Below are 13710 nucleotides of genomic sequence, written 5' to 3'. Positions count from 1 at the left end.
CGCACCAGGGAGGTGCCGAGTGGCACTCTCGGAACACGAGGAAGCGCTCCTCCAGCAGATGGAGGAAGCCCTCTACGCAGAAGACCCTCGCTTCGCGTCACGCATCGAGAAGACGAAGTCGCGGGGTCTCGGCCGTGGTCGCGTCGTCGTCGGTGTCGTTGCGGGCGTGGCAGGGCTGGCCCTGGTCGTGTTCTCCGCGATGAGCAGCAACATCTGGCTGGGTGCGGGTGGTTTCGCGATCATGGTGGCCGGCATCGTCTATGCCATCACGCCGTCCCGGACCAAGCTCGCCGCCGTCGGCAGCGACGGCACGACCAAGCCCCGTTCGGGCAAGGTCAAGGCCAGCACCTCCAGGCAGGGCACCTTCATGGAGCGCCTCGAGGAACGATGGGAGAAGCGCCGCCGCGACCAGTGGTGACGCGTCGCGCTCCGACCATCCATCTGCACAGGACCCTGACGGACGTCGTCGGGGTCCTTCTGCGTCTCGCGCGGTCAGAGGGGCGAGCCGCGGACCGGACGGGGCTGGGGACCTAGGGGCTGGCGACGTAGACGGCCACGCCCCACGTCGCGATGATGGCGAAGGCGGTCGCCAGCTCGATGCCGATGTTGAGGCCGACGGCTCGGATCGCCTGGCCGGTGGCCCGCCAGGCCGCACGGTGCTCGCGGTGCTTGGCCAGCTCGAGGACGTAGACCGCCAGGACGAAGCCCAGCGGGGCGCCGACGACCGGGACCACGAAGAAGCCGAGCACGGCCACGGCCAGCGCCACGGCCACGACGGCGCCGTCGACCCCGGCCGACTTCATCCGGCGCCCGGGGAGGACGTACTTCGCGACGAGGCCCACGGCATACAACACCGTGGCGACACCGAAGACGAGCCAACCCGGCCCGTCCTGACGTGCGAACGCCCACACGAGCGTCGCGCCCCAGACCACGATGAGTCCCGGGAGCACCGGGACGACGATGCCGACGGTGCCCACCACCATCGCGAGCAGAACGAGGACGTTCGTCGCGGTGATCACAGGGCAGTCGTCGGCGGCGTTCGGATCAGGATGGGGTCAGGAGGGGCCGGGTCGGAGATCGCCTGTGGGACTCAGCGTTCGTCCACGGGAGCGGATCCCGGGATCTCGGTGAGTCGGTCCGTCTCGTCGCGGATGTCGAGAGCCTTGTCCTTCAGCGCCGGGAGGTGCTCCCGACCGTGGTGCGCGCAGAAGAGCAGCTCTCCGCCGGAAACGAGGCGGGCGCGGATGTAGGCCTGAGCCCCACACCGGTCGCAGCGGTCAGCAGCGGTCAGTTCGGGTGCCAGTGCTGTCGTCATCGTGTTCGCCTCTTTCCTCCCTCGGGGGTTCCCCGGAGGGAAACCCTGCCATGTACGTCCGACACTCGGTCGGTCCATCCGGTGGACCTCTCGTGTCTCGCGGACGTTCCAACAGTGAATCACGTCGAATGCTTCCCGACGATCAGGCTCGGAGGCTGAGACGCCCCGTGCACAACATCGTTACGCGTCGGTGATTCGCCGCCGCCCGGCCGGCGGATGGTCCGCCTGCCCAGCGTGCCTCCGGGGGACGGTCGGCGGGGGTGGCTAGGCTGCCACTGCCAGCCCCTCCACAGCCCGACCGCTGGCCGTTCCCGACCGAAAGAGATCGACACACGTGGCCTCCGCCTCCCGACCTGCTCCCTCCGGCAACGGCGACTACACCGCGCGCCACCTCCAGGTCCTCGAGGGCCTCGAGGCCGTGCGCAAGCGCCCGGGCATGTACATCGGCTCGACCGACCAGCGCGGTCTCATGCACTGCCTGTGGGAGATCATCGACAACGCGGTCGACGAGGCGCTAGCCGGCGTCTGCACCGGCATCGAGGTGATCCTCAGCAGCGACGGCTCCATCGAGGTCAGGGACAACGGTCGAGGCATCCCCGTCGACATCGAGCCCCGCACCGGCCTGTCCGGTGTCGAGGTGGTCTTCACGAAGCTGCACGCCGGTGGCAAGTTCGGTGGCGCGTCGTATGCCGCCACCGGTGGCCTCCACGGGGTCGGGGCGTCCGTCGTCAACGCGCTGTCGGCACGGCTCGACGTCGAGGTCGACCGCGCCGGCAAGACGTACGGCATGAGCTTCCGCCGCGGCGAGCCCGGCACCTTCACCGACCGCTCGCCGGTGCACTCGCCGGACGCCGAGTTCACCCCCTACGAGAAGAAGAGCGCGCTGCCGGTCGTCGGCAAGGCGAAGCGTGGCGTCACCGGCTCGCGGGTGCGCTTCTGGCCCGATCGGCAGATCTTCCTCAAGGACGCCGAGCTCGACTACGACGCCATCCTCGGCCGCGCCCGGCAGACCTCCTTCCTCGTCCCCGGTCTGCGTCTCGTCATCCGCGACGAGCGCCGCCTCAAGGGCACGCCCGGGGAGGAGGGTCCGATCGAGGAGGTCTTCCAGCACGACGGCGGCATCACCGACTTCGTCGAGTTCCTCGCGCCCGACACCCCGATCACCGACGTGTGGCGCCTCGAGGGCTCCGGCACCTTCACCGAGACCGTCCCGGTCCTCGACGTCAACGGCCACATGACCCCGACCGAGCTCGAGCGCGAGTGCGGCGTCGAGGTCGCGCTGCGCTGGGGACAGGGCTACGACACGAAGCTCCAGTCCTTCGTCAACATCATCACGACGCCCAAGGGCGGCACCCACGTCACGGGCTTCGAGCAGTCGATCGTCAAGGTCTTCCGCAAGCAGATCGAGGTCAACGGCCGGCGGCTCAAGGTCGGCAACGACAAGCCCGAGAAGGACGACATCCTCGCGGGCATGACCGCGGTCGTCACGGTGCGTCTGGCCGAACCCCAGTTCGAGGGGCAGACCAAGGAGGTCCTCGGCACCAACGCCGTGCGCGCCATCGTCGCCAAGGTCGTCGAGAAGGAGCTGACCGACCGGCTGACGTCGACCAAGCGTGGCGACAAGGCCCAGGCGGCGCTGCTGCTCGAGAAGGTCGTCTCGGAGATGAAGTCGCGCATCAGCGCGCGGCTGCACAAGGAGACCCAGCGACGCAAGAACGCCCTCGAGAGCTCGACCCTGCCGTCCAAGCTGCGCGACTGCCGCACCACCGACGTCGAACGCTCAGAGCTGTTCATCGTCGAGGGCGACTCGGCGATGGGCACCGCGAAGGAGGCACGCAGCTCCGAGTTCCAGGCGCTGCTGCCGATCCGCGGCAAGATCCTCAACGTCCAGAAGGCGTCGGTGTCCGACATGCTCAAGAACGCCGAGTGCGCCTCGATCATCCAGGTCATCGGGGCCGGCTCCGGCCGCAGCTTCGACCTGTCGGCCGCGCGCTACGGCAAGGTCATCATCATGACCGACGCCGACGTCGACGGCGCCCACATCCGCACGCTGCTGCTGACGCTCTTCTTCCGCTACATGCGCCCTCTGGTCGACGCCGGCCGTGTCTATGCGGCGATGCCGCCGCTGCACCGGCTCGAGGTGATCAACGCCGGGGCGAAGAAGAACGAGCTGATCTACACCTTCAACGAGGCGGAGATGCGCCGCACGCTCGCCCGCCTCGAGAAGTCGGGGAAGAAGATCAAGCAGCCGATGCAGCGCTACAAGGGCCTCGGTGAGATGGACGCCGACCAGCTCGCCGACACGACGATGGACCCGCGCCACCGCACCCTGCGCAAGGTGACGATGCGCGACCTCGAGGCTGCCGAGCGCGTCTTCGAGCTGCTCATGGGCAACGAGGTGGCCCCGCGCAAGGACTTCATCATCGAGTCCGCCACCGAGATCGACCGGGAGCGCATCGACGCCTGACCCACCGGTCCGGGCGGCCGAAATGTCCGTCGCCTGTGGAGACCGTCGGCGCAACCCGGCACGCAGTGCTTACGATGTGTCCCTGCAGGCGCGACTCCTCCCGCCGGCACGCGTCGAGAAGGGGAATCGATGGTGGGCAACGTCAACGCCGAGGAGTCGGTCGCCGATGGGCGGTTCGGCGCGCCCACTGGGGACGTCGGACAGGAGGACGTCGACGGGGGCACCTTCACCGTCGTGCTCCCCGGGGCCGGTGCCGACGACGCGGTCGTTCCGGACGAGCCGCAGCAGCTCTCCGGCACACCCGACGCGCCTGACGACGATGTCGCCGTCGCCGGTATCGACACGGCGGCGGGCCGCACGGCGCCGGCGCCGCCGCGCTACCTGACGTCCGACGAGCTCCACTGGGCGAGGGAGACCGTCGAGGCGATCTCCACGACGTTCGCCGCGAAGGTCGTCGGGCAGGCCCGTCTGCAGGAGACGCTGCTCATCGCGCTGCTGACGGGCGGCCACGTGCTCCTCGAGAGCGTCCCGGGCCTGGCCAAGACGACGGCGGCCCAGACGATCGCCCAGGCCGTCGGCGGCAGGTTCCACCGCATCCAGTGCACGCCAGACCTGCTGCCGAGCGACATCGTCGGCACGCAGGTCTACAACCAGCACTCCGGCACCTTCGAGACCCAGCTCGGGCCGGTGCACGCCAACTTCGTGCTGCTCGACGAGATCAACCGCAGCAGCGCCAAGACCCAGTCCGCGATGCTCGAGGCGATGCAGGAGCGCCAGACCTCGATCGGCGACAAGAGCTACGCCCTGCCCGACCCGTTCCTCGTCCTCGCGACGCAGAACCCCATCGAGCAGGAGGGCACCTACCCGCTGCCCGAGGCCCAGATGGACCGCTTCATGCTCAAGGACGTCCTCGACTACCCCTCGCCGGCGGAGGAGGCCGAGGTGCTGCGGCGCATCGACTCCGGCATCTTCGACTCGCCGTCCGAGCCCGTCGTCTCGGTCGCGGACGTCAAGCGGCTGCAGGCCCTCGTGGGCCGCGTCTACATCGACCCCGCCATCGTCAACTACGTCGTCGGCATCGGCTACGTGACCCGCCACCCGCGCGACTACATCGAACCGCGCCTGGCCGGCTACGTGGACTTCGGGGCGAGCCCGCGGGCCAGCATCGCCTTCACGAGTGCAGCGCGGGCCCGCGCCCTCATCGACGGGCGCAACCACGTCGTGCCCGACGACGTCAAGGCGCTGACGCACCGGGTGCTCCGGCACCGCGTCACGCTCGGTTTCGAGGCGGCCGCCGACGAGGTGGCCGTCGAGAGCATCATCGACGCGATGGTGGGCGGGATCCGGACTCCCTGACGGGGCGCTGGACCACGGACGCGACATGACCACGACGCTGCTGACGCGGGTGAAGAGCAAGCTCTTCGTCCACGCGCGCCGCAAGTCACGCGGCCTGCTGGAGGGGGAGTACGCGTCGGTCTTCCACGGTCGCAGCCTCGACTACGACGACCTGCGCGACTACGTGCCCGGGGACGAGGTGCGTGACATCGACTGGCGCGCCACGGCCCGCCACCAGTCGCCGCTCGTCAAGCGCTACGTCGCGACGCGCAAGCAGAACCTCATGCTCGTCATCGACACCGGACGCGGGATGGCGGCCGAGTCCCGCAGCGGCGAGGCGAAGAAGTCGGTGGCCATCACGGCGGCCGGCCTCGTCGGCTACCTGGCCCAGCGCCACGGTGACCTCGTCGGTCTAGTCCGCGGCACGGCCGGGTCGACCGTCGCCCACGACCTGCGCGGGTCGGAGGTGCACCTCGAGCTGCTGCTGCGCGCCGTCGACGCCGCGGCGGTCCTGGACGGTGATCAGAGCAACCTCGCGACGCAGCTGCGCTGGATCGTGCGCCACGTCCGCCGTCGCCTCGTGCTGCTCGTAATCGCCGACGACAAGGAGCTCGACCCGGACCTCGACGAGCTGTTGCGGCGCCTCCACGTGCAGCACGAGATCCTCTGGATCACGGTCGAGGACGCCGACCCGACAGCTCTGGACGGCAACCGGACGGCCTACGACGTCGCGGACACCTACGCCCTGCCGACGCTCGTGCGCCTCGACCCGCGGGTGCGCGCGGCGTACGCCGCGTCGGTCAGGGACCGGGTGCAGCGAACGACTGCCCTGCTCGACCGTCGCGGCATCAACCACACCCGTCTCGGGTCGTCCGACGAGGTCGTGTCCGCCGTCTTCGGTCTCCTCGAGAGGCAGCGCCGTGCCCGCCGCTGACGCCCCACCGCCGGGCTTCTACGCCCCCGACCCGTATGCCGGCCGGTGGCTGTGGATCGGCATCGGGCTCCTGGCGCTCGTGGCTGCCTGGTACGCCTGGGTGTGGTGGTCGACGCGGGAGCGGAAGGTCGTCGTGCCGCCTCGCGTCACCCCGGACCGGCTGAGCCGGCTGCGCGCCGACTACACGCACCAGATCGACCTCGTCCTGCGTCGGGCGGCCGCGGGAGAGATCAGCCAGCGCCGAGCGCACCAGCAGCTCAGCGTCCTCGTGCGCCACTTCGTCCAGGAGGTATCCGGGATCGACGCGCCGACCATGACGCTCACCGAGCTCAACGCGGGGGGCTCCCGGCTGACGCCCGTCTCCGAGGTGGTCGGCACGCTCTACCCGGGTGAGTTCGGCCCGCGCGAGACCGCGACACTCACCGGCGCCGGCACCGTCGCGAAGCAGGTGGTGGCGCGGTGGAGCTGAGCGGACTCGACCTCAAGTGGCCCGGTGTCGTCAGCCTCGGGGCGCTGCTCGCGCTCCTGCTGGCGTATGCCGTGTACCGCCTCATGTCCCGCCGGCAGGCGCGCGCGTCGGCGGCGGTTGCCAACTCGAGCGCGCTCACCGCCCTGCCGGAGTTCCGCCGCGCGCTGCGCCGGCACCGGATCCGGATGATGGTGCTCGCGTCGAGCGCCGTGCTCCTCGGTGGGGCGGCGTTGGCCGGCGCTGCGCGCCCGCTCGACACGACGATCGACAAGCCGCAGACCCGCAGTCGCGACATCATGCTGTGTCTCGACATCTCCGGCTCGATGGCGGCCTACGACGCAACGCTGGTGTCGACGTTCAGGACGCTCGTCAAGAGCTTCGAGGGCGAGCGCATCGGCCTCGTCATCTTCAACAGCTCTGCGGCGACGGTCTTCCCGCTCACCGACGACTACGACTTCATCAACGGCGAGCTCGACTCGGCGGGGCGCGCGCTCACCGGCGACCCGGGATACGACTCCTTCTACGCCGGCACCTCCAACGGTCGGGGCACCTCGCTGATCGGCGACGGGCTTGCCACGTGCGTCTCGAGCTTCGACAAGGTCGACCTGCATCGGGCGCGCTCGGTCGTCTTCGCGACGGACAACCACCTCGCCGGACGCCCCATCATCACGGTGGAGGAGGCGGGGCAGCTGGCCAGGGCCAAGGGTGTCCGCGTCTACGGGCTCAACCCCGAGGAGGACGGCCCCGACCAGGAGTCCATGGCCATGCGAGACGTCGTCAGCGGCACGGGCGGGCAGTATTTCGCGATGAGCGACCAGTCGGCCATCAAGGGCATCGTGGACTCGGTCGACGCCCAGGAGGCGACGCTCGTCGACGCGGCATCCCGTTCGCTCCACTCCGACAACCCGACCCTGCCGATCACGCTCGCCGGGATCGGACTCGTCGGGGTCATCGGCGCGACCCGGAGGTGGTCGTCGTGAGCCTGCTCCCCGTGGCGCCGTGGCCGCTCCTGCTCGTCCTCGTCGTCGCCGCCCTGGCGGCCGTCTGGTGGAACCCCTCGTCGCGCTCCGTGCCGGGCGAGTCGCGGTCGACGCACTGGCGGCTCACGGCGGCGGTGGTGCTCCTCGCGACGGCGGCGCTCCGACCGGGGGTGCCGGGGGAGCAGGTCGACACCACGGCTGCCAACCTCAACGTCTACTTCGTCGTCGACACGACGAGCAGCATCATCGCGGAGGACTACGGCAACGAGCGGCCCCGCCTCGAGGGGGTGTCCTCGGACATCTCCGCCATCGCGGCAGCGCTGCCCGGCGCCCGCTACTCGGTCGTGACCTTCGACCAGGCGTCGCGCGTCCGCCTGCCGTTGACGACTGACACGACGGCGCTCGACGCGGCGGTCGAGACCCTGCTGCCGGAGTCCTACGAGGTCTCGCGGGGCACCTCGGTCAGCGAGGCCAAGGACCGGCTGAAGGTGCTGCTCCAGCAGGCCGACGCACGCACGCCCGAGCGTGGGCGCATCGTCTACTACCTCGGCGACGGCGAGCAGACGGCTGCCGAGGCGCCGGCGCCGTTCGCCATCGACAAACGGCTCATCAACGGTGGGGCGGTGCTCGGCTACGGCACGACCACCGGGGGCCGGATGAAGGCGACCCGGTCGCGGTTCGACGCGAGCAGCGACTACATCAAGGACCCCGCCACCGGAGAGGACGCCCGGTCGGTCGTCAGCGAGCCCACGCTGCGCACGATCGCCGACCAGCTCGGCCTGGCGTACGTGCACCGCGAGGCGGGTGACGCCATCGGCCCCGTGGTCGACGGCATCGACCTCGAGCGCTTCGGCACGAGCGACCAGATCGAGAAGCAGAAGGTCATCGCCCGACGCGAGCTGTACTGGCCGCTCCTCATCGGCCTCGCCGGCATCGCCGCCTGGGAGGTGGGCGCCGGCGTCGCGGCGCTGGTCCAGACCCGCCGGCGAAGGATGGCCCGCCCATGACGCAGATCGACGAGAGGCCCGCCGTGGCGGGCGACGCACCGACCGCGGACGTACGCCGCCGCGTCCGCCTGCGCACACGTGACCGCCGACCCCTGCCGCCTCACCTGCGCCGCCGCCGGCGTCGCCTGCTGCTCGGCTCCGCCCCGGTCGTCGTCCTGCTCGTGCTCGTCGCGGCGCGACTGCTCTCGCTCAACCTCGTCCACGAGCAGACCCTCGACGCCTACCGGGCCGGGGACAAGCCTCGGACCCTCCTCTGGGGAGAACGGCAGGGCTGGGTCAACGTCGTCGAGCCGTTCCGGTCGCCCTTCGCCATCGGCGACGCCCACGTCCTCTCGGGGCACTTCGACCTGGCCCGGCCCTGGTTCGAGCAGGCGTTCGAACAGGTGCCCAAGGGTGGCCTCGACGACTGCAAGGTGCGCGTCAACCTGGGCCTGACCTATGAGGCCCTGGGCGACGCGGCCAAGGCGCGGGAGCGCACCGACGAGTGGAAGCAGTACTACGACAAGGGGATCACCATCACGAAGGAGCGTCCGCCGCTGTGCGAGGCTCCGGACGGCGGGAAGACCGGCGAGCAGCTCAAGCAGGCGCAGCAGCGAATGGAGCAGAAGAACGCCGACGCGCCGCCGCAGCAGCCGCCGCAGGACCCGCAGCAGCCCAGCCCGAGCCAGCCGGCCGAGCCGACGCCGGATCCTCGCAAGACCCCGAGCCAGCAGGAGCAGGACTACCTCCAGGAGCAGCAGCGGCAGAACACCATCGAGCGCAACCAGCAACAGCAGCAGGGCAGCGACGACACAGCGCCCGGCGACAGCACGCCGACGGTCCCCAAGCCGTGGTGAGGACTCTCCCGGGCTCCGGGCGTTAGAACCAGGCCTCGAGGATCGAGGCGCGATGTTCCAGCACCTCGATGGCCTTCTTGCCGCACGACTCGGGCCGAGTGCGTCCGACCGGCTCGCGGGTGACCCGAACGCGCCACCGCCGGCCGTCGGTGTGCGTGACGATGACCTGCCAGCCGCCGTCGATCTCCTCGGGGAGGTCTGCCCAGAGGGCCGCGAGTCGGGTCTCACCCGTCTCCGCGCGAACGTGCGACTCGGCGCACTGCGACGGCCCGGGCACCCCGGATCGTCCACGGTCGTGGAGCGGACCGAGCAGCTCGGCGGGCAGGTGTCCGGTCTCGCTCGCAGCGAGCACCCACTCCGACGCGCGGTGGTCGAGGCGCGCGAGGGTCTGCCCCCATGGGAGGAGCACGGCGGTGGGCGCGAACCGGTGGCCACCGGTGTGGGACACCTCCCACGCGCGGCCGGGCGCAACCCGGGCCGCATGCGCGGCGAGCGGGCGCCCCCGCACGGCACAGCACACGTCGCGGCGACCGTTGGTGCACACGAGCAGGGCCGGCTCCCCGGGTTGCGACCCGAGGAGCGAGGCCTGCACGAGGGCGCGGCTACCACGCGCGAGCGCGCCCCAGTCGAGTCCGAGCAGGTCACCGACGTCGTCGACCTCGGCGGTCAGCAACCACGCGTCCTCCGGCTTCGCACCGGCGTGGGCGACCAGCACCCGGCGCGGACCGTCGTGCGCCGGATGCCCACCGGGACGGCGGACGAGCATGAAGCGTCCACCCGCCCGACTGGTGCGGGCGTCCAGCTCGGCTCCGAGCTCGCGGTCGAGGTGGGACTCGCGGACCGCGTCCCGACCCCACGGTCCAGGTTGTTCGACGACGACGAAGAAGCGGGCGCTCGCGGCCGTGCCGTAGGCGCTCGTGCCGTCCTGGTCCCACTGGACCGAGCACGCGTCGGTGGCGGGCGTGCCGTAACCCGTCGTCGCAGGGTGCTCGGCGTGCTCGGCGTGCTCGGCGTGCTCGGCCTGCTCGGCGTGCTCGGCGCCCTTCGCGTGCTCCGCTGAGCCCCCCGTGAGGGCGTCGACGGCTGCCGTCACGGTCGCGGCCGCCCGACGGACCGCCTCGCCCGGACCGGACGGGCTCATGCGTCGCCTCCGTCGCTGCCGTCGCCGTCAGCGCTGACGGAGGCCGCTGCCGCGATCGACGGGGCGTCAGCGGGAGGCCCCGCCACGTGGGCGATGACCGCGGTGGTCGCGACACCCGAGCCGTCACGTCGCCCGTCGGCTGCCGGCAGCTCGATCGCGACCCCGTTCGCAGCCGCTGCCCGCGCGGGGTTGTTACCGGCGAAGGCGAGCACGAGGGTGTCCTCGCCCCTGAGGAAGCGGTGGCAGCGGACGCCCCCGGTCGCGCGTCCCTTGGCGGGGTACTCGGCATACGGCGTCACCTTGAGGGAGCCTCCCTCGGTGCCGGGCAGGGCACCCGACGAGCCGGAGGAGGTGACGACGACACCGTCGCGCGTCGGGTCGGCGACTCCGAAGAACAGCACCCGCGCCCCGGTCGCCAGCTTGATGCCGGCCATGCCGCCGGCCGAGCGTCCCTGCGGGCGCACGGATCTCGCCGGGAAGCGGAGGAGCTGGGCGTCCGTGGTCACGAAGACGAGATCGAGGTCCTCGCGGTCTGCGACCGCGGCGCCCACCACGCGATCACCGTCCTTGAGGCTGATGACGTCCCAGTCGTTGCTCTTGGGCGCCTCGGAGGTGACTCGCTTGACGACGCCGGCGGCGGTGCCCATGGCGACGACGGGTGCGTCCGCGCCGGTCGGCACGATGGTCACGGGTTCCTCGCCCTTGCCCAGGTCGACGTAGGCCGCGAGGGGTGCACCACCCGAGAGGCTGGGCGCTCCGTTCGTCGGCGGGAGCGTCGGGAGGTCCAGCGCCGAGAGGCGCACCATCCGGCCGGCGCTCGTGACGAGGCCGAACTCGCCCCGGGCGGTCGTGCGGACCGCGCCGATGACGACGTCGTGCTTGGAGCGCGAACCCTCGGCAGTGACGGGCTCCGCAGAGCCGGTCCGGGCGAGCAGGCCGGTCGAGCTCAGCAGCACCCAGCACGGGTCGTCGGCGATCTCGAGCGGCGACGTGGCCGTGGCGGTGGCGCTGACACCCGAGCTCTCGAGGAGCACGGTGCGTCGCGGCGTGCCGTGCGCCTTGGCGACGTCGGCGAGCTCGGTCGAGACGAGCTTGAGCAGCAGCTTCTCGTTCTCGAGCAGGGCCCGCAGCTCCTCGATGGCACGCTCGAGCTCGGTCTTCTCGGTCTCGAGCTCGATGCGCGAGAACTTCGTGAGGCGGCGCAGCTGCAGGTCGAGGATGTAGGTCGCCTGGGCCTCCGAGAGGTCGAAGACCTCCATGAGCCGCGCGCGGGCCGTGCCGGCGTCGTCGGAGCTGCGGATGACCTGGATGACCTCGTCGATGTCGACGATGGCGATGAGCAGGCCCTCGACGAGGTGCAGGCGCTCCTCGCGCTTGGCGAGACGGTGGGCGGTGCGGCGGCGCACGACGTCGGTGCGGAAGTCGACGTAGACCTTGAGCAGGTCCTTCAGGCCCATGGTCCGCGGCTGGCCCTCGACGAGCGCGACGTTGTTGATGCCGAAGTTCTCCTCCATCGGCGTCAGCTTGTACAGCTGCTCGAGGACGGCGTCGGGGTTGAAGCCGTTCTTGATCTCGATGACGAGGCGCAGGCCGTGCTGGCGGTCCGAGAGGTCCTTGAGGTCGGCGATGCCCTGCAACTTCTTGCCCTGGACGAGGTCCTTGACCTTGTCGATGACCTTCTCGGGTCCGACGAGGTAGGGCAGCTCGGTGACGACGATGCCCTTGCGCCGCGGGGTGATCGACTCGATGCGCGCCGTCGCCCGGGTGCGGAAGCTGCCGCGGCCGGTGAGGTAGGCGTCGCGGATGCCCTCGAGCCCGACGATCTTGCCACCGCACGGCAGGTCGGGCCCGGGGACGAACTTCATGAGGTCCTCGAGCGAGCACGTCGGGTTGGCGATGAGGTGCCGCGCGGCGCCGATCACCTCGACGAGGTTGTGCGGCGGCATGTTGGTGGCCATGCCGACGGCGATGCCGGCGGCACCGTTGACGAGGAGGTTGGGGTAGGCCGCGGGGAGCACCCCGGGCTGGAGCTGCGTGTCGTCGTAGTTGGGGACGTAGTCGACGGTGTCCTCGTCGAGACCCGCGACCATGAGGAGCGCGGCACTGGCCATGCGCGCCTCGGTGTACCGCGCCGCGGCCGGTCCGTCGTCCAGCGAGCCGAAGTTGCCGTGGCCGTCGATGAGGGGCAGGCGCAGGGTGAACGGCTGGGCCATGCGCACGAGGGCGTCGTAGATCGCCTGGTCGCCGTGCGGGTGGTACTTGCCCATCACCTCGCCGACGACGCGCTGGCTCTTGACGTGGCCGCGGTCGGGTCGCAGGCCGAGCTCGTTGGCGCCGTAGAGGATGCGCCGCTGCACGGGCTTGAGGCCGTCGCGGGCGTCGGGCAGCGCACGGCTGTAGATGACGCTGTAGGAGTACTCGAGGAAGGCGTTCTGCATCTCCTCCTCGACGTCGATCCCGACGATCTTCTCCTCGAAGTCCTCGGGAGGAGGCGGGGTGGTCGTTCGTCGGGCCATGCCGGGGGGTGCTCCTTGCCTAGCGGGTCAACGCCCCATCTTCGCGCAGGCCGCTCACGCGTCCTCACCTGCCACGCCGAAACTGCCCCAGTGGGCCACCTCGCGACCGGTTCGGCGGTGCCGGCGCAGGCTGGGGCTCTTCGGTCCCGGGACGGCATACCCCATGGACACGACCCCGACGATGGTGCGGCTGACGGGGATCTCGAAGGCCCTGTGGACCGCGTCGTGGTGCTCCGGCGGCACGCCGAAGAAGAGGGTGCCGAGGCCCTCGTCGGTGGCGGTGAGCAGGATGAGGAGCGACGCCATGCCCGTGTCGACGTCCCAGTAGGGCACCGGCCACCGCGCCTCGTCACGGTCGGTCCAGCCCTTGTCGGGCGCGGCGTAGCGGTCGAGGTAGGCGTCCTTGTGCGACAGGCAGAGCACGAGCACCGGCGCTGCCCGTATGCCGTCCAGCCAGGAGTCCCCGGCCGCGTCGGGCTCCGTCGTGGCGGCCCAGAAGGCCTCGCGCTCGGCCGGCGTGGTGAGCACGAGGAAGTCCCAGCCCTGGCTGAAGCCGGCGCTGGGGGAGCGGACCGCGTTGGCGAGGCAGCGCTCCACGAGCTCACGGGGGACCGGTCGGTCGGGGTCGTAGCGGCGGACCATGCGTCGGGAGCGGACGACCTCGGTGAACTCCATGCGACCAGACTCCCATCTCCCGGGGTCGCGCAAGT

The 13710-nt window shown here is 70.9% G+C and carries 13 protein-coding genes; 8 read left to right on the top strand and 5 right to left on the bottom strand.

All coding sequences use genetic code 11. The features are described from left to right. Positions 1–19 precede the first annotated feature (19 nt). Entirely contained in the window at positions 20–418 is a 399-nt protein-coding gene (locus AB4030_RS05835; RefSeq protein ID WP_442278254.1) for a DUF3040 domain-containing protein, read from the top strand. A gap of 112 nt (positions 419–530) precedes the next feature. On the opposite strand, the gene AB4030_RS05830 is transcribed toward AB4030_RS05835, so the two are convergent. Both AB4030_RS05830 and AB4030_RS05825 read right to left on the bottom strand, forming a co-directional pair. After that, positions 531–1019 (bottom strand): DUF456 domain-containing protein, encoded by a 489-nt coding sequence (locus AB4030_RS05830; RefSeq protein WP_442278253.1) that lies wholly within the window; start codon positions 1017–1019, stop codon positions 531–533. A gap of 71 nt (positions 1020–1090) precedes the next feature. Beyond that, positions 1091–1315 (bottom strand): DUF7455 domain-containing protein, encoded by a 225-nt coding sequence (locus AB4030_RS05825; RefSeq protein WP_442278252.1) that lies wholly within the window; start codon positions 1313–1315, stop codon positions 1091–1093. Between the two features lie 334 nt (positions 1316–1649). Here AB4030_RS05825 and AB4030_RS05820 point away from each other — a divergent pair, with 334 nt between their 5' ends. From AB4030_RS05820 to AB4030_RS05790, 7 genes are all read left to right on the top strand, one after another. Further along, positions 1650–3782, top strand: a complete 2133-nt coding sequence (locus tag AB4030_RS05820) for a DNA gyrase/topoisomerase IV subunit B (RefSeq protein ID WP_442278251.1) — start codon at positions 1650–1652, stop codon at positions 3780–3782. Positions 3783–3911: 129 nt separating this feature from the next. Continuing rightward, on the top strand, positions 3912–5138 hold the full coding sequence (locus tag AB4030_RS05815; RefSeq protein ID WP_442278250.1) for an AAA family ATPase: 1227 nt from the start codon (positions 3912–3914) through the stop codon (positions 5136–5138). A 25-nt stretch (positions 5139–5163) separates the two neighbouring features. Next, positions 5164–6051, top strand: a complete 888-nt coding sequence (locus AB4030_RS05810; RefSeq protein WP_442278249.1) for a DUF58 domain-containing protein — start codon at positions 5164–5166, stop codon at positions 6049–6051. Next, positions 6038–6520 carry a hypothetical protein gene (locus AB4030_RS05805; RefSeq protein ID WP_442278248.1) on the top strand — a complete coding sequence of 161 codons (483 nt, stop codon included), beginning with the start codon at positions 6038–6040 and terminating at the stop codon, positions 6518–6520. Before AB4030_RS05810 ends, AB4030_RS05805 begins: the two co-directional genes overlap by 14 nt. Continuing rightward, entirely contained in the window at positions 6511–7500 is a 990-nt protein-coding gene (locus tag AB4030_RS05800; RefSeq protein WP_442278247.1) for a vWA domain-containing protein, read from the top strand. Before AB4030_RS05805 ends, AB4030_RS05800 begins: the two co-directional genes overlap by 10 nt. Beyond that, positions 7497–8507 (top strand): vWA domain-containing protein, encoded by a 1011-nt coding sequence (locus AB4030_RS05795; protein WP_442278246.1) that lies wholly within the window; start codon positions 7497–7499, stop codon positions 8505–8507. Before AB4030_RS05800 ends, AB4030_RS05795 begins: the two co-directional genes overlap by 4 nt. Beyond that, a complete protein-coding gene (locus tag AB4030_RS05790; RefSeq protein WP_442278245.1) occupies positions 8504–9343 on the top strand; it encodes a hypothetical protein in 840 nt (279 codons plus the stop codon). The genes AB4030_RS05795 and AB4030_RS05790 overlap by 4 nt, the downstream gene beginning before the upstream one ends. A gap of 22 nt (positions 9344–9365) precedes the next feature. Here the strand turns inward: AB4030_RS05790 and AB4030_RS05785 are convergent, their stop codons facing one another. From AB4030_RS05785 to AB4030_RS05775, 3 genes are read right to left on the bottom strand one after another with little or no spacing between them, the layout of a single operon-like run. Beyond that, on the bottom strand, positions 9366–10484 hold the full coding sequence (locus AB4030_RS05785; protein WP_442278244.1) for a sucrase ferredoxin: 1119 nt from the start codon (positions 10482–10484) through the stop codon (positions 9366–9368). Next, the gene (locus AB4030_RS05780; RefSeq protein WP_442278243.1) at positions 10481–13000 is read right to left on the bottom strand and encodes a DNA gyrase/topoisomerase IV subunit A; all 2520 of its coding nucleotides are present in this window, start codon (positions 12998–13000) and stop codon (positions 10481–10483) included. Before AB4030_RS05780 ends, AB4030_RS05785 begins: the two co-directional genes overlap by 4 nt. Before the next feature lie 54 nt (positions 13001–13054). Continuing rightward, positions 13055–13675, bottom strand: a complete 621-nt coding sequence (locus AB4030_RS05775; RefSeq protein WP_442278242.1) for a nitroreductase family protein — start codon at positions 13673–13675, stop codon at positions 13055–13057. Positions 13676–13710 lie beyond the last annotated feature (35 nt).

The sequence above is a fragment of the Terrabacter sp. 2YAF2 genome (assembly GCF_052114705.1).
Classification (GTDB): domain Bacteria; phylum Actinomycetota; class Actinomycetes; order Actinomycetales; family Dermatophilaceae; genus Terrabacter.
The sequence above is the reverse complement of the archived record's forward strand: the minus strand, read 5'-3'. Positions and strand labels throughout refer to the sequence as shown.

Coding starts and splice junctions, on each gene's coding strand:
- AB4030_RS05825 (WP_442278252.1), bottom strand. CDS start 1,315: ATGACGACAGCACTGGCACCCGAACTGACCGCTGCTGACCGCTGCGAC.
- AB4030_RS05815 (WP_442278250.1), top strand. CDS start 3,912: ATGGTGGGCAACGTCAACGCCGAGGAGTCGGTCGCCGATGGGCGGTTC.
- AB4030_RS05810 (WP_442278249.1), top strand. CDS start 5,164: ATGACCACGACGCTGCTGACGCGGGTGAAGAGCAAGCTCTTCGTCCAC.
- AB4030_RS05790 (WP_442278245.1), top strand. CDS start 8,504: ATGACGCAGATCGACGAGAGGCCCGCCGTGGCGGGCGACGCACCGACC.
- AB4030_RS05785 (WP_442278244.1), bottom strand. CDS start 10,484: ATGAGCCCGTCCGGTCCGGGCGAGGCGGTCCGTCGGGCGGCCGCGACC.
- AB4030_RS05780 (WP_442278243.1), bottom strand. CDS start 13,000: ATGGCCCGACGAACGACCACCCCGCCTCCTCCCGAGGACTTCGAGGAG.
- AB4030_RS05775 (WP_442278242.1), bottom strand. CDS start 13,675: ATGGAGTTCACCGAGGTCGTCCGCTCCCGACGCATGGTCCGCCGCTAC.